Raw genomic sequence first — 19,208 nt, 5'->3', positions numbered from 1 at the left:
CAGGAGACCTTCTTGTGGGTCATTCTGATTCTTCTGAATCCGCCAATGTCCGGACAACTTCCATGACCATCTTCGCAGAATTGATGGAAGCAATCTCCAAAAATTCATCAAATGATAAAGAAGCTTCTTCGTCAGCGCTGTCCGAAATCGAACGTGTCACGACGAAAGGAACGTTAAATTGGTGACAGACTTGAGCGATCGGTGCCGCTTCCATCTCGACTGCTGCAACATCCGGGAAGTTCGTTTTGATGATGTTCGAACGTTCCGTATCATGGATGAAGGAATCTCCTGTCACAATCAGACCATGAACGACACGAATCGCGTCCATTCGTTCGATGACCGCTTCCGCTGTCGCAACCAGTTTCGAATCCGCCGTGTAGGCAGCAGGCATTCCCGGCACTTGCCCGTACTCATAACCAAAAGCCGTCACATCGACGTCATGATGACGGACTTCCGTTGAGACGACGACATCCCCGACTTTCAGCCCGGCTTTAAAGCCGCCGGCTGATCCCGTATTGATGACCGCACTCGGCTTAAAATGATCGAGTAACAGCGTCGTCCCGATCGCTGCATTGACTTTTCCGATGCCGGATTTCAGGATGACGACAGGCACGCTGTTGAGTAATCCTTCATAAAAATGATAGTTGGCAATCACCGTATCTTTTCGTTCCGATAATTCATTGCGAAGTAAGTTGACTTCTTCTTCCATGGCTCCAATAATCGCGATTGGCACACGAATTCCCCCATTCAAACAGAAAACCGGATTGCTCCGGCTGCTGTCATTCATTATTTAATCGATGTAATTTTCACGGCAAAGTCGCCACCCGGCGCTTGCACTGAAACTTGTTCTCCAACGCTGTGACCAAACAGGCTCTTCGCGATTGGTGATTCGTTCGAAATTTTGCCTGTAAACGGATCGGCTTCCGCACTACCGACAATCGTATACGTCTCTTCTTCATCATCTTCAAGAATCAAGAAAGTGACAGTCGTTCCGATTCCAACGACAGAAATGTCTTTTTCATCTTCTGAGATGATGGCGACGTTCCGTAACATTTCTTCCAATTGAGCAATCCGTCCTTCGACCATCGCTTGCTCTTCTTTCGCTGAATCATATTCCGCGTTTTCCGACAAGTCACCAAATGAACGGGCAATCTTAATGTTTTCAACAACTTCTTTTCGGCGGACTGACTTCAGTTCGTTTAATTCGTTTTCAACATTCGCTTTACCTTCAAGCGTCATATAATACTGTTTTTCTGCCATTTTTGTCACGCTCCTTTTTATTCCACTAGTATAGTATATTCACATCTTTTTTGGAATCAATATCCTCTTTCATCAAGTGCCGACCGGTAATCAAGAATCGCACGAATCTTCGTGACGAGTAAATCGATGGCAACGTGATTTTCTCCACCTTCCGGCACGATGATGTCGGCATACCGTTTCGTTGGTTCACAAAACTGCAAATGCATCGGGCGGACCACTTTTGTGTACTGCTCGACGACGGAGTCAATCGAACGTCCACGTTCGTTGATATCACGTTGCATGCGGCGAAGGATTCGGACATCGGCATCCGTATCGACGAAGACTTTAATATCCATCAATTCCCGTAAACGTTCATCTTCAAGCGCTAAAATTCCTTCGACGATGATGACGTCACGCGGATCGAGTTTAATCGTTTCTTCCGCTCGTGTATGTGCGACATAATCGTAGACCGGTTTTTCGACCGCCTGATTTTCGCGTAACGTTTTGATATGTTCAATCAGCAGATCATTATCAAAGGCAAACGGGTGATCATAGTTCGTTTGGTAACGTTCTTCCATCGACAGCTCGCGCTGGTCCTTATAGTAAGCGTCCTGTTCAATCATGACGATGGATTCACTAGGGAATGCCTCGACAAGTGAACGTGCGACTGTCGTTTTACCTGATCCTGTTCCTCCAGCAACGCCAATTACAACCGGTTTTTGCATTGAATTCGTACCTCCATCATTCATTCCGACTTGATTTTCCGACTGACGGATACACCGTCACCGAGTGGGAAAATCGTCGTATCATATTGATCTTGCTCCATCATCCACGCTGTGAACTCTTTGACGAGACGAACAAGCCGCCGTCTTCTCCGGTCAAAGGTCTTCGGATCCGTCTCGAGGACGTCACCATGCAAAAACAGGTTATCCGTGTATAAAACGCCGCCTATTGGCACCAATCGCCCATAACCGTTAAAGAATTTTTTATACTGTCCTTTGGCCGCGTCAATGAATACGGCATCAAACTCCTGGTCAAGTGTTTCGGCTAATTCTACTGCATCGGCAAAAACGATGTCAATCCGATCCGCGACATCCGACCGTTCAATGAACATTTTGGCTTCTGCGTACCGTTTGGCATTTCGTTCAACGGTCGTGATCCGGGCGTCCGGTAAGGCACGCGCCATCCGAATCGCACTGTATCCGATGGCGGTCCCAAGCTCGAGAATCCGTTTCGGCTGTTGAAGTGTCAATAACGACAACAAGACTTCTGAACCGGTCAATTCGATGATCGGGATATGGTGTTCTTTGGCGTATGCTTCCATCTCTTGCAACAACGGATCCCGTTGTTTAATCATTCCTTCAACATACGTTGTAAAATCATTCATTCGGAACTACTTCCTCTCCGCATAAACAGGTTGACCAGAAACGAAGATCCCGTTTCCGACCAACCCGGTGTTCATTACTCTTTACTTGCTTCGTATTCGACCCATTCCGGTTTATACTTGACGACGTTACGCTGATGTTCTTCATACGTTTCTTCGTATAGAATTTGACCGCGCGGATTTTTATCGCTTGGTGGTCGTGCAAAGAAGTAGACATATTTCGTCTTGTTCGGGTTGAGGACGGAGAGAATTGAATCTTCGCTGACTGTCGAAATCGGACCAATCGGAATACCTTCGTATTTATACGTATTGTATTTCGAATTGTTCTCTAAATCTTTTAATGTCGTCAGTGCTGTATTTTCTCCTGTTCCATACCAAACCGTTGGATCCGATTGGAGTTTCATCCCATCGTTGAGACGATTCGTAAAGACGCCGGCGATTTCTCGACGATCGTCCGGTGTTGCGGCTTCCCGCTCGACCATCGAACCGAGACTCAGGACTTCATGGAAGGTCATGCCCGATTTTTTGATAGCATCGGCATTCGTATCATAAATCTTTTCCATCTCATCTAACATCGTTTCTGCAATTTGATTGATGCTTTTCCCTTTGTCGAATTCATACGTCGCCGGGAAGAAGTATCCTTCGAGTGAATAAAGGACACCTTGTTTCGTCACTTCATCCGTCAACATCGGATATTTCTCAATCAAACTGTCGATGTACGTTTCATCGGTCAACGATTTCCGGATCGATTCGGCCTTGAATCCTGTCGCTTTGGCGATGATTGCAATTTGACGATCCATCGTAATCCCTTCCGGAATCGTCACTTTGACGTCTGCTGCTTTCATGATCGTTCCGGTTTTTAACTCGTTGATGATCTCATCTGGCGTCATCGCTTGCGTCAAGGTGTACGTGCCGGCTTGGAATGACGATTCATTCTTATAGCGGACGTAATACCGGAAAATCGTTTCATTGGCGATTAAATCTTTGTCTTTGAGAATACTTGAGATCGTGCTTGTTCCAGCCCCGAGCGGAATTTCGACTTTGACGGACTTCGTCGCCTCTTCATCGACCGGCTCAAGTGAACTCTTTAAAAAGATGTAAATGGCTGCTCCTGCTACTAAGAAAATCGTGAACAATACTGAAAGGATGATCAGCGTAATCCGGCGTGATGTCCGGCGGCGCTTTTTTTCAATTTCAGCATTTTTCTTCCATTCATTCTCCATCGGTTCCTCCTTCTTCTCTTAAAACAAGGTGACATCGAAAGAGCATTGCTCTCACGACATCACCTTATACACGAGTCGGTTTAGTCAAGCTCGTCTTCTAATGTATTAAAGACTTCTTCGATTTCATCCCATGTTTCCGTATCGTCTTCTGCAATCGGAACAAGATTGAAATCGTCGTCTCCGTCGCCATATTCTTCTAATTCGTAGACGAAGATATCGACTTCTTCTGCTTCTTCGTATTCCGTGCCGATTGGCTCAAGGAAAATGTATGTTTTGCTTGAACGTGGGCTTTCGTAACGTAAACGCTCCGCAAATTTAAATTCGTTACCTTCTCCGTCGGGAATTACGTAATGTGTTGGTTCATTCTGTTGCATCATTCATCCGCTCCTTTAATGCAGCCTCGAGTTCATCCCAAGTCTGCTCATCGTTTTCATCAATCAGGCTCAACTCGAAATCGTCTTCGCCTTCCCCAAATTCATCGATTTCACAGATGATCAAATCATCTGCTCCCTCTTCGGGGTGTCCTATCATTTCAAGAAATAGATAGGTTTTACCAGTCCGTTCACTGACATAACGGTACCACTCTTCAAAAAGATGTTCGCCACCGTCTTCATCAGGAAAGAGATACTGCCGTTTTTCTTCCGACATCTCATTTCCTCCTTATCGATTTGCCCGATCCAAATAAGATTGCAGGATCATGACTGCCGCCATCTTATCGATGACGAGTTTACGTTTTTTCCGACTGACATCTGCATCAATCAACATTCGTTCTGCCTGCATCGTCGTCAGCCGTTCGTCGACAAGGACGGTCGAAAGACCGGTGTGCGTCTCGATTTCACGCGCAAACGCTTCACTGGCTTCCGCCCGCGGTCCTATCGAACCGTTCATGTTTTTCGGATGTCCGATGACGATGATTTCGACACCGTATTCCTTGATGATTGTATCGAGCCGCTTAAAGGCGACAGGATATTCCGGCTCCGTCCATTTGATGGTCTCGATTCCTTGTGCTGTCCAGCCCATCAAATCACTCACCGCAACACCTATCGTCCTTGAGCCGACATCGAGTCCGATCGCACGCTTCATTTTTTGTCTCCACTCTCCGATAAATAAGATTTCACGAGTTCTTCAAGTAGTTCGTCACGCTCAATCTTTCGGATCATATTACGTGCATCGTTATGACGAGGAATGTAAGCAGGATCCCCGGAAAGAAGATATCCGACGATCTGGTTGATCGGATGATAGCCTTTTTCTTCTAAAGCATGGTAGACCGTCAGTAACACTTCACGTGTCGCCGCCTGACTATCGTCTTCTGGAAAATTAAATTTCATCGTTTGATCCATCTGACTCACGTTAGTCACCTCTTTCATTTACACTACTTCTCTATTATGCCAGTGATTGCACGTAATGTGAAGTAAACGCAAGTGCTTCGTTCAATTTCGTAGCATCTTTTCCGCCGGCCTGCGCCATATCCGGACGACCGCCGCCGCCGCCGCCGCAACGTGTTGCCACTTCCTTGATCAGTTTACCGGCATGGTACCCTTGCTCAATCAGATCCTTCGAGACACTTGCGACGAGGTTGACTTTGTCGCCTTGTGCACTACCGAGGACGATGATTGCTGAACCGAGGCTTCCCTTCAATTCGTCCATCATGCCGCGCAGTGCATCCATGTCTGAGACATCCACGCGTTTTGAGAGGACTTGGACACCGTTGATTTGTTCCACGTCGTCTTTGAGTGACGCCGCTTCGATGTTGGACAACTTCGCTTGCAACGACTCGTTTGCCCGTTCCGTCTCGCGGAGTTGGACTTGGAGCGCTTCGATGCGTCCCGGTACTTCAGTCGTTTTTGTTTTCAGGATGCGTGCCGCCTGCTCGAGCGTCTGCAGATGACCGTTCATGACGTGGTACGCACCTGCACCTGTCACTGCCTCGATCCGGCGTGTGCCAGCCCCGATACCTGACTCTGAGATAATCTTGAAGAGACCGATTTCTGCCGTGTTTTGAACATGGATTCCGCCGCACAATTCGATTGAATAGGTGCCTGCTGAAACGACACGAACCGTTTCACCGTATTTTTCACCGAACAACGCCATCGCACCTTTTGCTTTCGCATCAGCAATGTTCATCTCTTCGATTTCAACAGCGAGCGAAGCCCAGATGGCTTGGTTGACATCTTGCTCAATTTGAACCAATTCTTCTGCCGTCACTGCTCCAAAATGCGAGAAGTCAAAGCGGAGACGGTCTGCCGAGACAAGTGAACCGGCCTGGTTAACGTGTGTGCCGAGCGTATCCTTAAGTGCCTTATGCAGTAAGTGTGTCGCCGTATGGTTTTTCGTAATGGCTTTTCGTGATGTTTCTTCGACTGCTGCCTGCACGGTTGCGTCTGCCAAGACGATTCCGGTCCGGACGATCACCGTATGCAGGTTTTGACCGTTTGGTGCCTTCTGAACATCTTTGACGTCAAGTACAAAGTCCGTACCGACGATCGTTCCCGTATCGGCTACTTCTCCGCCGCTTTCCGCATAAAACGGTGTGACGTCGAGAATGACTTGTGCCTCTTCTCCCGCCGCGACTTCCGTTACTCGTTCTCCATCATGCAACAAAGCAACGATTTTTGCATCCGTCTTAAGGTCCGTATACCCGATGAATCGGCTTGGGACTGTCAACGTTGCCAATACTTCCGACTGTTGTTGCATCGAACCGCCGTCTTCACGGGCAGCACGGGCACGTTTACGTTGCTCGTCCATCGCCCGTTTGAATCCTTCTTCGTCAACAGACATCTGATGATCTTCTGCATATTCGACTGTCAATTCGAGCGGGAAACCGTATGTGTCATACAGACGGAACGCATCTTCTCCACTGATGATCTGTTCCCCGTTGTTTTTCGCTGTTTGCGCGACGGTGTTCAAGATCGCCAAGCCGTCATGTAACGTTTCGTGGAATCGTTCCTCTTCATTTTTAATGACACGTTTGATGAAATCAGCCTTTTCCGGGACTTGCGGATAGAAGTCCACCATGACGTTTCCGACTGTATCAACGAGTTCGTACATGAACGGACGTTCGATACCGAGCATCTTCGCATAGCGAACAGCGCGACGAAGCAAGCGACGTAAGACATAACCGCGTCCTTCGTTTGACGGCAAGGCACCATCACCGATTGCAAAGGCAACCGTCCGAATGTGGTCGGCAATGACTTTGAACGCGACATCGAGCTTTGAATCTTCACGATACGTTTTGCCGCTGAGTTCCTCCGTTTTATGGATGATCGGCATGAACAAGTCCGTGTCGAAGTTCGTCGGCACATCTTGCATGACACTTGCCATCCGTTCGAGACCCATTCCTGTATCGATGTTTTTCCGTGGCAATTCAGTATAATTCCCGTTTCCGTCATGGTTGTATTGACTGAAAACGATATTCCAAATTTCGAGATACCGCTCGTTTTCACCGCCCGGGTACAGTTCGGAATCGTTTGGATCGTCACCGAATGCCGGTCCACGATCAAAGAAGATTTCCGTATTCGGACCAGATGGACCTTCACCGATTTCCCAGAAGTTGTCTTCCAGTGGAATGATGCGTTCAGCCGGAACACCCAGTTCGAGCCAAATCTGACGTGCCGCATCATCTTCCGGATGAATCGTTACCGAAAGACGTTCCGGGTCGAGTCCGTACCACGCGTCACTCGTCAACAGTTCCCAGCCCCATTTGATTGCGTCTTCGCGGAAGTAATCCCCAACAGAGAAGTTTCCGAGCATTTCAAAAAATGTATGGTGCCGTGCTGTTTTTCCGACGTTTTCGATATCGTTCGTCCGGATTGATTTTTGCGCATTGACGATTCGTGGGTTTTCTGGAATGACACGTCCATCAAAGTATTTTTTTAAGGTCGCAACACCTGAATTGATCCACAGTAATGTTGGATCTTCAATCGGTACAAGCGATGCACTCGGTTCGATTGCATGCCCTTTGGATTGGAAAAAGTCGAGATACATCTGACGGATTTCTGCACCCGTCAACGGTTTTAATGGTTTCATCGAAAATACCCCCATGAATTAATTTGTCCGGAACGCAAAAAAAAAACGATACATTCATCCCTGAAAAGGGACGAAAGCATCGCTTTCGTGGTACCACCCTCGTTCGCAAAGACCAAACTGCATCTTTACCTCGAAAAATCCGTTAACGGAGATTACCCGCAAGTGTTTGCACCCGACTCCGGAAGGAGCTTCAATCGACTCTTCATGGAGATGGTTCCAGCACATCCATCTCTCTCTGGTACATGAAGCATTCGACTTACTTAACTTCCATCAACGTTTTGCGTCCATTCATCTATCGTGATTATTACCTATCTCACGCATCGCGTCAAGTGTTTGTCATACCGCCCAGTCGTTCGATGAGTCGGGTCCGCCGGCGCGGTTCTTCTTCTTGAGAGGCTTTATAAAAAGCACGTGGATCGCCGAATAACAGTAAGCTCGCTTTCGCCCGCGTCACCGCCGTATAGATGAGATTACGGGAATGCTTGAAGGCGCCGGTGAAAAAGACCGGCATTAAGACGATCGGGAATTCTGACCCTTGGGCTTTATGAATCGTAATCGCATAGGCATGTGTGAATTGATCCCAGTCACTCCGATTGTACTCGACTTCCGTCTGATCGAAACGGGCGATGATTTTATCCACCTTATCGACGTTTTCCTTTGCAAAAAAGATGTTGACGATTTCACCGATGTCTCCGTTGTAGACGTTCTCTTCAGCATTGTTGACCAGCTGAAGAATCTTGTCCCCGCTCCGGTAAATCCGCGTCCCTTGTTTGACTTCCCGTTTTTTAGGTGCTTCCGGATTGTAGACCTGTTGCAGCACGATGTTCAGTTCGTCGATGCCGACTTGTCCGCGGTAGGTCGGGGCTAAAATTTGGACATCGAATTTCGAATACCCTTTTGCCAGTGCCTTCTCCGCGAAGGCGGCAATGCCGCGCAAAGACTCCTGCGGCGCCAGTGAATAGAACCGGCGATCGGACAACGGAGCAAGTAAATCAGCCGAAGTGACACGGTTTTTCAAGTCATGTGCCAACCGGAGAATCGAGGAATCTTCCGCTTGACGGTGGACGACGTTGAGTCGGACGACCGGAATCCCGTCCGTATCCATCAAGTCAGCGAGCACTTGTCCCGGACCAACCGACGGCAACTGGTCACGGTCCCCGACAAAGAGAATTTTCATCCCGTTCGGTACGGCCCGTAATAAACTCGATAACAAATAAATATCGATCATCGACGATTCATCGATGATCAACACCTTCCCTGCAATCGGTTGATCTTCGTTTAATTGGAAGTTCGTTCCGTCATATTTCAGGAGCCGGTGAATCGTCATGGCCGGGACATCCGTCGCTTCAGACAGACGTTTGGCCGCTCGTCCGGTCGGGGCGACGAGCACATACGGATAGACATCACCCGACTTGACCTGACTTTTTTCGAGCGGCCAGTCGTGAATTTCTTGAAGGGCATGCAAAATTCCTTTGATGACCGTCGTCTTCCCGGTCCCGGGACCACCTGTCAATACCATCAGCGGAGCCTTGACTGCGAGCTCAATTGCTTCCCGTTGTTGGACCGCATATTCCATCCCGAACCGTTCTTCGAGCTGCCCGATTGCCGATAAGATCGTCGCAACGTCGACTTCCTGCTCCGCACCATTCGCCATCACGCGGGCCAACTCTTTTGCTGCCCGGACTTCGGCGTAAAAAATCGTCGGTAAGTACAAACAGCCTTCTTCGAGTTTGACCTTGTCTTCCGTCAACAACAGCTCAATCGCTTGTTCGAGCCGCTCGCCCGGGTCTTCTCCGAGCAGGCGCGGCGCCCGTTGCAACAGCGATTCGACCGTCGCAAAGGCATGTCCTTCGCCCGCCTCTTGTTCCAAAATATGCATGATTGACGCTGCAACCCGCTCCGGATGCAGTCCGACAAGCCCCAGATGTGAGGCAATCTGATCTGCCGTCTTAAACCCAATTCCACTGACTTCATACATCAAGGAATAAGGATTCTCACGGATTCGTGCCATCGCATCCCCTTCGTAAGCAGCATAAATCTTCGCCGCCAGTTTCGGTGTGACATCAAACGGCGCTAAAAAGAGCATCAGTTGATCGACGCCGTATAACGTCGCCAGACGACTGAAGATGACATCCGCTTGTTTTTGTTTCAAACCCGGAACACGGTCAAGCGCCTTGCTGTCTTTTAAAATGACGTCGATCGCATCTTCGCCTAACGCATCGACGATGTTTTTCGCTGTTTTCGGACCAATGCCGGTAAACGAACCGTTTGTCAAAAAACGGACTGCTGCGTGTTTCGTCATCGGCACCGACCGCCGGATCAATTCGGCCTTTAATTGTTTGCCGAACCGGGGATGGTCAATCAATCGTCCGAACGCTTGATAGGTTCCGCCAAGCTCAATTCCAACGCCGGTTCCCGTAATGACGAGTTCCGTCTCTTTTAATTCAAAGTTTTTTTCTTTGATGGCAATCAAAACAATCGAATGGGCTTCTTCTTCGGAGGAAAAAAGCACACGTTTGACGCGACCAACTACTTGATGGGGGTGCTCCATCACTCCACCTGCTTTCTTTCTGGACTCCGTTACTCTGCTATTATCATAGCATTCGTTTAATGGATTTTAAATGAGGGAAACATTCCTTGAGTTAATATGCGAATGGAGGAACGAATCATGGGACGTCTACCGATTGCCGGATTATGTGAATTAGTATTAGAAGTTGAGGATATGGACCGCGCTGTTGCGTTTTGGAACGGGACGCTCGGCATCCCGATCGTCGAGCAGTGGGCGCCGGAAGATGCTGAACCGAGTCAGGAGCAAAAAAAACAGGACGGTGTCTGGGCGACCTGGCTGTACATCGGCGGGAACACACGCCTTGGTCTTTGGCTGAAGCGTGACTTCACGATGGAGGAACGGACCGTCAAACGCCTTCCCGTCACGGAGTGGGACAGCCTGTATGACGAAGGCGGCATGCATGTCCACTGCGCCTTTTATATCGAAAAAGAACAGTTCGACGAGGCACTGGAACTGCTTCGCACCGCTTCGATTGCCGTCAAGATTCGGGAGTGGGATGAACAGGAGACTTCCAACGATAAAGAGTACTCTGCGTACTTTAAGGACACCGAACAAAACGTCATCGAATTGTACACGAAAAACATGGACGAAGCCTATGCAGACTTTTCCGGTCCCCCATTACGGATTGTCCGTGAAGTCGGACATTAAAAAAAGCTCTGCTGGATCCGATTGCGCAAAGCAGTCGGCAGCAGAGCTTTTTTTGTGTTACTTCAGTAATGCATCCATCTTCGCTTTGGCATCACGCGCAAGCGTATGGTTCGGCTGATAGGCAAGAACCGTTTCCAGTTCTGTGTAACAGGCTTCTTGCTGACCTAAAAAGGCAAGCGCGATGGCATAGTTGTAACGTGCATCGGTATGCGTTTCTTCCAGCAACAAGACTTGTTCGAAGATTTCAGCCGCTTCTTCGATTTGTTCGTTTTGGGCAAGTGCCAATCCATATTGGAAGGCAATTTCAACATCAACGCCGTTCAGTTCCGTCGCCTGTTTCAAACGAGGAATTCCACGGACGGGATCACCCAACTTTTGATACGTCAGCCCGAGCATGAAATGCAGGTCCGCATCGTCCAAGCCGTGCAACAAGGCCAGTCGTAACGACTCCTCTGCTTCCACGAGTTGATCCGCAGCAAAGTACAAAGCCCCTTTCGCGTAATGAGCACTCGCGAACGCCGGGTCAATCGTCAATGCTTTTTCATAAAAGCGGAGTGCCCGATCGGCATCATCCATCGACTGAAGTAATGTGCCGAGATTGACATAGGCTGTCGGATCATTTGGTTGTTGTTCGATGGCATCGTTAAACGCTTGGGCGGCCAATTCATAATTGCCGGCCTCGAGATGTCTGAATCCTACTTCATTATAGTTCATATGATTCGCTCCTTTATGCGAGATACGCCAAGCGTTCTCCGGCTTTATACGCTTCATCGATCGTTGCCCCACCCAGGCACACGTCTCCGTCATAAAAGACGACGGCTTGTCCCGGTGTGATGGCCCGTTGCCGTTCGTCGAACGCGACGTCCAGACGTCCGTTTTCGAGTACACGGACCGTGACCGGTGTATCCGTCTGACGATAACGGAATTTCGCTGTACAACGGAATTCTGTTCCAGCCGGCATCGTTGCCGTCCAGCTGATATCAGATGCATACAATCCTTCTGAATAAAGCAATTCATTGTGGAATCCTTGCTCGACGAACAGGATGTTATCGGCCAGGTTTTTACCGACGACGAACCACGGCTCACCGTCTCCACCGATGCCAAGACCATGACGTTGTCCCATTGTGTAATACATCAGACCATCGTGACGTCCCATCGTTTTTCCGTCGAGTGTCCGCATTTCGCCCGGTTGCGCCGGGAGATACTGACTGAGGAATTGTTTGAAGTTCCGTTCCCCGATGAAGCAAATCCCGGTTGAGTCTTTTTTCTTCGCCGTCGCAAGGTTCGCTTCTTCGGCAATTTTCCGGACTTCCGATTTCTCCATATGCCCAATCGGGAACATCGCTTTTGCAATTTGATCTTGTGACAATTGATTCAAGAAGTACGTTTGATCCTTGTTCGTATCGACACCACGCAACAATTTATGTTCGCCGTCTTCATATACAGCACGGGCATAATGACCGGTCGCGACAAAATCGGCACCCAAGCGCATTGCGTGATCAAGGAATGCCTTGAACTTGATTTCTTTGTTACACATGACGTCCGGGTTTGGTGTCCGGCCGAGTTTATATTCATCTAAGAAATACGTAAAGACTTTATCCCAGTACTCTTTTTCGAAATTGACCGCATAATACGGAATGCCGATTTGGTTGGCAACGGCGATGACATCTTCATAATCTTCTGTTGCCGTACAAAAACCATTTTCGTCTGTATCGTCCCAGTTTTTCATGAAAATCCCGATGACGTTATATCCTTGTTGTTTTAATAAATAAGCCGTGACGGAAGAATCGACACCGCCGGACATCCCGACGACGACCGTTGTTTCGCTCGGCGCTTTTGCGCGTGTATTCATATTTTTCACCTCTTAGTTGTTCTGAAACGATTTTACGATATCTATCAGTCCTTGTGCGAGCAGTTCGACTTGTGCCGCATCGTTCCCGCGACCGAAGCTGATCCGGACCGATTGTTTTGTCCGCGGATTTTCACCGTACATCGCCGACAGGACATGTGACGGTTCGATTGATCCTGCCGTACAGGCACTGCCGCTTGAGACGGCGATTCCCCGCATATCCAGCATGATCAAAAACGGTTCGATTTCGACACGGGGGAAATACAGGTTGATGACTTGCGCCAAACCTTCCGTCCCGTTTACTTCAAAATCAATCGTTGACGCTTCGAGCCGCTCGAGTAACAGCGTCCGCAACTGACGGTAATGGGACGTTTGTTGCGGACGTTCCGCTGCCGTCAAACGGACGGCTTCCGCAAAACCGACGATCCCGGCAACGTTCTCTGTTCCGGCACGGCGTTTTCGTTCCTGTTCGCCTCCGAAGGATTGCGGCGATAACTTTAGACCGGAGCGGACATAGAGCAGACCGACACCTTTTGGTCCATTGATTTTGTGACCTGAAGCGGATAACAGATCAATGCCCATTTCTTCCACATCAATCGCCATCTTGGCAAAAACCTGGACAGCATCCGTGTGAAACAAAATCTGCTGTTCCTGTAAAAAACGACCGCATGCCGCAATCGGCTGAATCGTTCCGACTTCGTTGTTGCCAAACATGATCGATACTAAAATCGTATCCGGTCGAACGGCAGCGCGCAAAGCCTCTTCCGTTACGACACCGGACGCCGGTACATCAAGATACGTCACGTCAAACCCCCGTTTTTCGAGTTCTTCGAACGCATGCAGGACCGCATGGTGTTCAAAACGGGTCGTGATGACATGACGGCCACGTGATTGGTATTGCATCGCCGCACCGATGATGGCGTAATTATCAGCCTCTGTCCCGCCGCTCGTAAAGATGATTTCCGTCGGTTTGGCGTTTAATTCCGTTGCCATCATCCGCCGTGCCGTGTCAATCGCTGCCCGCCCGGACCGGCCGAATGCATGTACGCTTGACGGATTACCGAACTGTTCGAGCATGTATGGTGTCATCTTCTCGAGGACTTCCGGACGCATCGGTGTTGTTGCTGCATGATCAAAATACATCATAGTTGGTTTCACCTCTCATATATAAAACATATAACCTGTATCATCTTCTTCTGCCAAATCTTTTAATGTCGTCGAATCGAGCACATCGTCGACTGCCCGTTGAATTTTATCCCATAACTTCCGTTTCGTCACCTCGTCACAGTTGTCCCCTTCGACGACGACGAGTGGTCCTTCGAGCAAACGAATGATGTCCCCTGCCGTGATTTCCTCGGCAGGACGACCCAGTTTATATCCGCCGTATGCTCCGCGGACACTTTTGACCAGACCCCCGTTACGAAGCGGTGCAATCAACTGCTCCAGGTAATGTTCGGACAAATCGTACAGCTGGGCAATTTTTTTTAAAGACATCGGCTTCAACTCGCCTCCCTTGGCGAGTGCAATCATGATTGTCAGACCATAACGGCCTTTTGTCGAGATTTTCATCATGCGAAAAAACATCCTTTCTAGTATAGTAGTAGCTAAAAGTCGAAAGAAGGAACGCTACCTATGGCTAACTTATTTGAATCCCATTCTCCAGCCGGTCCGCTTGCCAACCGGATGCGTCCTCAATCACTGGACGAAATCGTCGGACAACGCCACTTGATCGGTGAGTCCACCTTATTACGTCGGGCCATTCTCGCCGACCGGCTCGGAACCGTCATCTTCTATGGACCTCCGGGGACCGGGAAGACGACGCTCGCCCGTGTCATTTCCAGTTATACGAAATCGGCATTTGAACAACTGAATGCCGTCACGGCAAAACTCGATCAATTACGGGAAGTCCTGAAAGCCGCTGAATCCCGGCTCCAGTTTGACCAACAAAAAACAATCTTATTTTTAGATGAGATTCATCGTTTTAATAAAATGCAGCAAGACGCGTTACTTCCTGCGCTCGAGGCCGGAACGATTACGCTGATCGGCGCAACGACAGAAAATCCAAGTTTTGAAGTCAATGCTGCCCTGTTGTCTCGAGCGACTGTCTTTAGGTTCGAGACACCGACGACGGACGATTTACGGGTCGTCCTGCGCCGAACCTTGGAGGATACAGAACGTGGTCTCGGAAAGTATCCGATTACGATCACGGATGACGCTGTGGACCATTACGTCAAGTTATCCGATGGTGATTACCGGGCTCTGCTGAACGCACTGGAACTCGCGGTTTTAACGACACCGGAAATTGACGGGGAAATCACGATTGACCTCGCCGTAGCAGAAGAATCGATCCAACAAAAAGCCTTGAAATACGATAAGGACGGCGACCGGCATTACGACGTCATCTCGGCCTTCATCAAGTCAATTCGCGGCTCGGATCCGGACGCTGCACTCTACTGGCTCGCCGTCATGATTGAAGCCGGTGAAAGTCCGCGCTTCATCGTTCGGCGGTTATACGTTCATGCGGCAGAAGACATCGGATTGTCCGATCCTCAAGCCTTGTTGCTCGTTGATGCCTGTGCCCGGGCTTGTGAATACATCGGATTTCCGGAGGCACGGATTCCACTCGCTGAAACGGTGTTATATCTGGCAACGGCTCCAAAATCAAACGCAGTCATCACAGCGATTGACAAAGCACTTGAACTCGTCCGCCGTTCAGACGGCGGTCCGGTCCCGCCCCATTTACGGGATGCGCACCATGCCGGAGCGGCGGCACTTGGCAACGGTGTCGAATACCAGTATCCGCACCAGTTTCCACATGCTTACGTTAAACAGAATTACTGGCCGGAAAATCTGGCGCGTACGAAACCGGTCTTTTATACACCCAGTCCACGTGGTTTCGAAAAACAACTGCAAGCCCGTCTCGATTTCTGGAAAAAACAACCGTAAACGATTAGAAAAAGCGACCTCAGCAGGTCGCTTTTTTTCTTAACGGACACGTTCGATGATGACGCCTGCTTCACGAACGATTTCGTTGATGACATGACTGGCTGCAATCAAACCGCCAACCGACGGAACAAAGGCATTCGAACTTGGCGGCATCTTCGCTTTTCGAATGACGGCTTCGTCATTCCCAACCACTTGCCGGACTTCTTCGATGATTTTGACCGGTGGTTCGTCCGAGAAGACGACCGGGACTCCTTTATGAATCCCTTCCTTACGCAATCGCGTCCGGATAACTTTTGCCAGCGGATCGTAACTCGTATCTTTAATATCAACGATCTTGATTCGCGTCGGATCCATCTTGTTCGCCATCCCCATGCTCGAGATGATCGGAATCTGACGTCGTTTACATTCTTTGATCAAATGAATCTTAAACGAGACCGTATCCGAAGCATCGATGACATAGTCCGGATTTTCCGCAAAAAAGGCTTCATATGTCTCTTCATTGTAAAACATCTTCAAACGAACAATCTCGAGGTCGGGATTGATTTGCATCAACCGATCCGCCATTGCATCGACCTTCGGTTGTCCGACTGTCGGCAGCAATGCATGGATTTGACGGTTGACATTCGTGATGTCGATATCGTCTTTATCAACGAGGATCAACCGGCCGACACCACTGCGGGCAAGTGCTTCGGCAGAAAAAGAACCGACTCCGCCAATCCCTAAAATTGCGACAGACTTGGAAGCCAATGCATCAAGTCCGGTCTTTCCGATTGCTAATTCATTACGTGAAAATTGATTTAACATCTCATAACCTCACAATACTCATACTGTTTTACTCGGAATTATATCATAAAAAAAAACGTCATGCGACGTATAGTTCAAACCTTTAAAAAATAAACGATGGGACCCGAAGTGCCGTGTCGATACCTTATTTTTGAACCTGCTGTGCAGGTGGGTGTCTTATCCGATTCCTATTCGTACGTCCTCCTGCTGTGTTACGAGGCATGTACTACTAGTTGGAACGTCAAACTCCCTATCAAAAAAGAGTGGCTCAAAGATAAAAGGCGGCTCTCGTACATCTCAGGAACCCCATCTGTTGCATTTAATATAGCATTCCCCCTATCGAAATGCAACTGGTTCTGCCTTTGAAAATTTGGTCATTTTTCAGTCGTTTCGCTTGACATCCAACGGCGGATGAAGGCCCTTGTCGGATCATACTTTTGTTGCTGAAATTCCGGATTGAACTGCGGCGTTCGTGTCGCATTTCCGACTCCGGCGATGTACGCCCAATTCCCGTAATTGGAGGCGACGTCAAAATCAATCAACTGACTTTCAAAATACCGGGCACCTATGCGCCAGTCTTGTTTTAAGTCATGAATCAAATAACTGGCGGTAATCTGCCGCCCTCGATTCGACATCCAACCGGTCTCCTTGATTTCCCGCATGAACGCATCCACAAATGGTTCACCCGTCTGTCCGGCAATCCAAGAATCCACGGCTGCTTGATCCGTTTTCCATGTTAGATGACCGTCTCGCAGACCGTTTGATCGAAAAAGCCGGTGACCGGTCTCTCGCATCGTCAAATGGAAAAAATCACGCCAAAGCAGTTCGAAGTATAACCAGTAGGTCGATTCGTTGGCACCGTGCTTCCGTTCGGCACGTTGCAGTTCTGCCATGACACGCCTTGGTGAAAGGGAACCGTTCGCAAGCCAAGCGGATAACTTCGAAGAATCATCGCGGTCGAATCCGTTCCGTGTCTCTTTATAGGTAAAGACGGGTCCTTCCAAATAAGCAGTCAGGCGATTACGTCCTGCCGTTTCCCCTCCCGCAAACGGGAATGCCGTACGGGAATCCAGCTTTTCCTTATCCGGCGGTTCAGCATAACGAATCTCTCCCGGTGCATTGATCGGTTCTTCAAATCGGCCGGACTGTTCCACTCTTTTTCGGAAGGCCGTAAAGACGCGTTTCAGTTCGTCACTCCCGATGTCTTCCCGCCGGTGCAGCGTCTGCGTTTCATACATATGGGCTGTATACTGTTGCAAAACCTGCTGTTCGAGACGCGCTTCATAAAAACCGGTCATCCGGTGAAAGTAGAGGACATCCTCCGGTGCCGTGAAGTGCGAAAGTTGTTCCATCGTCTCGCCTTGTAAAATCGTCAGTTCAATTCCGAGTTGTCCTAAATGATTTCGTAAGGCGTGTAATGTCTCTTGTTCAAAGATCACTTGTTGGCGGCCACGCTGTTCCGTCTCTTGTTGAATAAAAACTGCCCGAACCTTGTCTTGCTCGGCACAGGCCTGTGTTAACGCTTCATGATCGTCGACCCGTAAATCATTTCGATACCAAACGACTCCTGCCATGTCACTCACTCCTTTGTTATCCTTACCCGTACTATCTCAATCTTCTTCCTCTCCGCAAACGATTGATGTGCTGAAAAGGTTTTGATTTTTTGTTTTCGTGGAATATGATTAGTACAACTTACTAAGGAGTGAATCATTTCATGGCTGCTAAAAAAGGGAAACTCAAGACACTCATTACGCTCGCTACGACGGTCGGACCGATCGTCTACAAATTTTATAAAAAACAACAAGCTAAAAAATCAATCAATACACCAAAACGATGAACTAACAGATGAGGGGGCGGATATCAAATCCGCCCCCTCATTTCGTTCCAATATGATGGTTCATTTTTTACTTACGCCGGTGCTGCCGGATTCGTAAAAACGCCACGGATATGCCGTCGCTTCCCCGGCATTCGGAATCCCGATTCGAGTCGTCTGAACGATAGTCCCGGCTTTCCCCGCTTCAATCCGAAAGCGTTCATCCCTGTATAAATCCACACCCGAGTCTTCTGTCGTCAACCCAAACGCTTGGCACAGCTTAGCCGGACCGTTGACTAAGTTTTTTTGTTCGGCTTTGGTTAACGTTGCGTATGATTTTGCAAATCGACGTTCGGCGACGAGATCATGTCCGCTGATAATCTCCGCCCCGCGCAGTAATACGGCATAGCCTTGATCAATCTCTCCACAGACGATGTTCAGGCAATGGTGCATCCCATACGTGAAATATACATAAATGTGTCCCGCCGGTCCAAACATCGGTGCGGTCCGTTTCGTCGGTCGCCCACTGTAGGAATGAGCCGCTTGATCATGCGGTCCAAGATACGCTTCGACTTCGACAATCCGCATCGTCACCGCGTTGACCGTCAAGACACTCCCGAGCAAGTCCGGTGCGACGTCGACCGGGGACCGTTCAAAAAAAGACCGTTCCATCTTCATTCCTCCTCTAAAAAAAACAGATTTCCTTCTCTTATGGAAGGAAATCTGTT

Annotated in this window: 21 protein-coding genes and 1 other RNA gene; 3 read left to right on the top strand and 19 right to left on the bottom strand. The window is 48.9% G+C overall.

Translation table 11 applies throughout. From position 1 onward, the window contains the following. Window positions 1-19: 19 nt before the first annotated feature. The 11 genes from mtnN to recD2 form a co-directional block, all read right to left on the bottom strand. Window positions 20-733 carry a 5'-methylthioadenosine/S-adenosylhomocysteine nucleosidase gene (gene mtnN / locus P397_RS0106180; RefSeq protein ID WP_026832463.1) on the bottom strand — a complete coding sequence of 238 codons (714 nt, stop codon included), beginning with the start codon at window positions 731-733 and terminating at the stop codon, window positions 20-22. A gap of 53 nt (window positions 734-786) precedes the next feature. Beyond that, complete coding sequence (gene greA, locus P397_RS0106175) at window positions 787-1,260, bottom strand: transcription elongation factor GreA (protein ID WP_028105939.1); 474 nt, start codon at window positions 1,258-1,260, stop codon at window positions 787-789. A gap of 56 nt (window positions 1,261-1,316) precedes the next feature. After that, window positions 1,317-1,964 carry a uridine kinase gene (gene udk / locus P397_RS0106170; RefSeq protein WP_026832462.1) on the bottom strand — a complete coding sequence of 216 codons (648 nt, stop codon included), beginning with the start codon at window positions 1,962-1,964 and terminating at the stop codon, window positions 1,317-1,319. 20 nt (window positions 1,965-1,984) lie between these two features. Continuing rightward, entirely contained in the window at window positions 1,985-2,626 is a 642-nt protein-coding gene (locus tag P397_RS0106165) for an O-methyltransferase (protein ID WP_026832461.1), read from the bottom strand. Between the two features lie 74 nt (window positions 2,627-2,700). Next, window positions 2,701-3,846, bottom strand: coding sequence for an endolytic transglycosylase MltG (gene mltG, locus P397_RS0106160; RefSeq protein WP_028105938.1), 1,146 nt, complete (start codon window positions 3,844-3,846; stop codon window positions 2,701-2,703). 80 nt (window positions 3,847-3,926) lie between these two features. After that, a complete protein-coding gene (locus P397_RS0106155; RefSeq protein ID WP_233550669.1) occupies window positions 3,927-4,223 on the bottom strand; it encodes a DUF1292 domain-containing protein in 297 nt (98 codons plus the stop codon). After that, window positions 4,207-4,494, bottom strand: a complete 288-nt coding sequence (locus P397_RS0106150) for a DUF1292 domain-containing protein (RefSeq protein WP_012370940.1) — start codon at window positions 4,492-4,494, stop codon at window positions 4,207-4,209. The genes P397_RS0106155 and P397_RS0106150 overlap by 17 nt, the downstream gene beginning before the upstream one ends. Before the next feature lie 12 nt (window positions 4,495-4,506). Continuing rightward, on the bottom strand, window positions 4,507-4,929 hold the full coding sequence (gene ruvX, locus P397_RS0106145) for a Holliday junction resolvase RuvX (protein ID WP_028105937.1): 423 nt from the start codon (window positions 4,927-4,929) through the stop codon (window positions 4,507-4,509). After that, entirely contained in the window at window positions 4,926-5,195 is a 270-nt protein-coding gene (locus P397_RS0106140; RefSeq protein WP_026827846.1) for an IreB family regulatory phosphoprotein, read from the bottom strand. Before P397_RS0106140 ends, ruvX begins: the two co-directional genes overlap by 4 nt. A 34-nt stretch (window positions 5,196-5,229) precedes the next feature. Beyond that, window positions 5,230-7,872 carry an alanine--tRNA ligase gene (alaS, locus tag P397_RS0106135; protein WP_028105936.1) on the bottom strand — a complete coding sequence of 881 codons (2,643 nt, stop codon included), beginning with the start codon at window positions 7,870-7,872 and terminating at the stop codon, window positions 5,230-5,232. Window positions 7,873-8,197: 325 nt separating this feature from the next. Next, window positions 8,198-10,423, bottom strand: a complete 2,226-nt coding sequence (gene recD2 / locus P397_RS0106130) for an SF1B family DNA helicase RecD2 (RefSeq protein WP_028105935.1) — start codon at window positions 10,421-10,423, stop codon at window positions 8,198-8,200. 117 nt (window positions 10,424-10,540) lie between these two features. On the opposite strand from recD2, the gene P397_RS0106125 reads away from it, so the two are divergent. Next, the gene (locus P397_RS0106125; protein WP_028105934.1) at window positions 10,541-11,089 is read left to right on the top strand and encodes a VOC family protein; all 549 of its coding nucleotides are present in this window, start codon (window positions 10,541-10,543) and stop codon (window positions 11,087-11,089) included. A 57-nt stretch (window positions 11,090-11,146) separates the two neighbouring features. On the opposite strand, the gene P397_RS0106120 is transcribed toward P397_RS0106125, so the two are convergent. The 4 genes from P397_RS0106120 to cymR are packed head-to-tail and all read right to left on the bottom strand — an operon-like array spanning window position 11,147 to window position 14,507. Beyond that, window positions 11,147-11,803, bottom strand: coding sequence for a tetratricopeptide repeat protein (locus tag P397_RS0106120; RefSeq protein WP_026832454.1), 657 nt, complete (start codon window positions 11,801-11,803; stop codon window positions 11,147-11,149). Between the two features lie 13 nt (window positions 11,804-11,816). After that, on the bottom strand, window positions 11,817-12,941 hold the full coding sequence (gene mnmA, locus P397_RS0106115; protein ID WP_026832453.1) for a tRNA 2-thiouridine(34) synthase MnmA: 1,125 nt from the start codon (window positions 12,939-12,941) through the stop codon (window positions 11,817-11,819). A 12-nt stretch (window positions 12,942-12,953) separates the two neighbouring features. Continuing rightward, a complete protein-coding gene (locus P397_RS0106110; protein WP_028105933.1) occupies window positions 12,954-14,084 on the bottom strand; it encodes a cysteine desulfurase family protein in 1,131 nt (376 codons plus the stop codon). A gap of 15 nt (window positions 14,085-14,099) precedes the next feature. Further along, window positions 14,100-14,507, bottom strand: coding sequence for a cysteine metabolism transcriptional regulator CymR (cymR, locus tag P397_RS0106105; RefSeq protein ID WP_026832451.1), 408 nt, complete (start codon window positions 14,505-14,507; stop codon window positions 14,100-14,102). 63 nt (window positions 14,508-14,570) lie between these two features. On the opposite strand from cymR, the gene P397_RS0106100 reads away from it, so the two are divergent. Then, a complete protein-coding gene (locus tag P397_RS0106100; protein ID WP_026832450.1) occupies window positions 14,571-15,884 on the top strand; it encodes a replication-associated recombination protein A in 1,314 nt (437 codons plus the stop codon). Between the two features lie 39 nt (window positions 15,885-15,923). On the opposite strand, the gene P397_RS0106095 is transcribed toward P397_RS0106100, so the two are convergent. The 3 genes from P397_RS0106095 to P397_RS0106090 form a co-directional block, all read right to left on the bottom strand. Beyond that, a complete protein-coding gene (locus P397_RS0106095) occupies window positions 15,924-16,688 on the bottom strand; it encodes a tRNA threonylcarbamoyladenosine dehydratase (RefSeq protein ID WP_026832449.1) in 765 nt (254 codons plus the stop codon). Between the two features lie 96 nt (window positions 16,689-16,784). After that, a non-coding RNA gene (ssrS, locus tag P397_RS17750) (6S RNA) lies at window positions 16,785-16,974 on the bottom strand. Between the two features lie 67 nt (window positions 16,975-17,041). Next, the gene (locus P397_RS0106090) at window positions 17,042-18,241 is read right to left on the bottom strand and encodes a DASH family cryptochrome (RefSeq protein WP_028105932.1); all 1,200 of its coding nucleotides are present in this window, start codon (window positions 18,239-18,241) and stop codon (window positions 17,042-17,044) included. Window positions 18,242-18,381: 140 nt separating this feature from the next. Between P397_RS0106090 and P397_RS18100 the strand changes: the two genes are divergently transcribed. Next, window positions 18,382-18,504 carry a hypothetical protein gene (locus P397_RS18100; RefSeq protein ID WP_255415516.1) on the top strand — a complete coding sequence of 41 codons (123 nt, stop codon included), beginning with the start codon at window positions 18,382-18,384 and terminating at the stop codon, window positions 18,502-18,504. A 60-nt stretch (window positions 18,505-18,564) separates the two neighbouring features. On the opposite strand, the gene P397_RS0106080 is transcribed toward P397_RS18100, so the two are convergent. Then, the gene (locus tag P397_RS0106080; RefSeq protein ID WP_051523899.1) at window positions 18,565-19,152 is read right to left on the bottom strand and encodes a DNA-3-methyladenine glycosylase; all 588 of its coding nucleotides are present in this window, start codon (window positions 19,150-19,152) and stop codon (window positions 18,565-18,567) included. Between the last annotated feature and the right edge of the window lie 56 nt (window positions 19,153-19,208).

This window comes from Exiguobacterium undae DSM 14481, from assembly GCF_000620805.1.
Taxonomy (GTDB): domain Bacteria; phylum Bacillota; class Bacilli; order Exiguobacteriales; family Exiguobacteriaceae; genus Exiguobacterium_A; species Exiguobacterium_A undae.
Note: the sequence above shows the minus strand (reverse complement) of the source record. Positions and strands in the feature narration are given on the sequence as shown.

Coding starts and splice junctions, on each gene's coding strand:
- recD2 (WP_028105935.1), bottom strand. CDS start 10,423: ATGGAGCACCCCCATCAAGTAGTTGGTCGCGTCAAACGTGTGCTTTTT.
- cymR (WP_026832451.1), bottom strand. CDS start 14,507: ATGAAAATCTCGACAAAAGGCCGTTATGGTCTGACAATCATGATTGCA.
- P397_RS0106110 (WP_028105933.1), bottom strand. CDS start 14,084: ATGATGTATTTTGATCATGCAGCAACAACACCGATGCGTCCGGAAGTC.
- P397_RS0106150 (WP_012370940.1), bottom strand. CDS start 4,494: ATGTCGGAAGAAAAACGGCAGTATCTCTTTCCTGATGAAGACGGTGGC.
- P397_RS0106165 (WP_026832461.1), bottom strand. CDS start 2,626: ATGAATGATTTTACAACGTATGTTGAAGGAATGATTAAACAACGGGAT.
- ruvX (WP_028105937.1), bottom strand. CDS start 4,929: ATGAAGCGTGCGATCGGACTCGATGTCGGCTCAAGGACGATAGGTGTT.
- P397_RS0106120 (WP_026832454.1), bottom strand. CDS start 11,803: ATGAACTATAATGAAGTAGGATTCAGACATCTCGAGGCCGGCAATTAT.
- P397_RS0106125 (WP_028105934.1), top strand. CDS start 10,541: ATGGGACGTCTACCGATTGCCGGATTATGTGAATTAGTATTAGAAGTT.
- P397_RS0106090 (WP_028105932.1), bottom strand. CDS start 18,241: ATGGCAGGAGTCGTTTGGTATCGAAATGATTTACGGGTCGACGATCAT.
- mnmA (WP_026832453.1), bottom strand. CDS start 12,941: ATGAATACACGCGCAAAAGCGCCGAGCGAAACAACGGTCGTCGTCGGG.
- alaS (WP_028105936.1), bottom strand. CDS start 7,872: ATGAAACCATTAAAACCGTTGACGGGTGCAGAAATCCGTCAGATGTAT.
- P397_RS0106095 (WP_026832449.1), bottom strand. CDS start 16,688: ATGTTAAATCAATTTTCACGTAATGAATTAGCAATCGGAAAGACCGGA.
- P397_RS18100 (WP_255415516.1), top strand. CDS start 18,382: ATGGCTGCTAAAAAAGGGAAACTCAAGACACTCATTACGCTCGCTACG.
- P397_RS0106080 (WP_051523899.1), bottom strand. CDS start 19,152: ATGGAACGGTCTTTTTTTGAACGGTCCCCGGTCGACGTCGCACCGGAC.
- udk (WP_026832462.1), bottom strand. CDS start 1,964: ATGCAAAAACCGGTTGTAATTGGCGTTGCTGGAGGAACAGGATCAGGT.
- mltG (WP_028105938.1), bottom strand. CDS start 3,846: ATGGAGAATGAATGGAAGAAAAATGCTGAAATTGAAAAAAAGCGCCGC.
- P397_RS0106100 (WP_026832450.1), top strand. CDS start 14,571: ATGGCTAACTTATTTGAATCCCATTCTCCAGCCGGTCCGCTTGCCAAC.
- greA (WP_028105939.1), bottom strand. CDS start 1,260: ATGGCAGAAAAACAGTATTATATGACGCTTGAAGGTAAAGCGAATGTT.
- P397_RS0106155 (WP_233550669.1), bottom strand. CDS start 4,223: ATGATGCAACAGAATGAACCAACACATTACGTAATTCCCGACGGAGAA.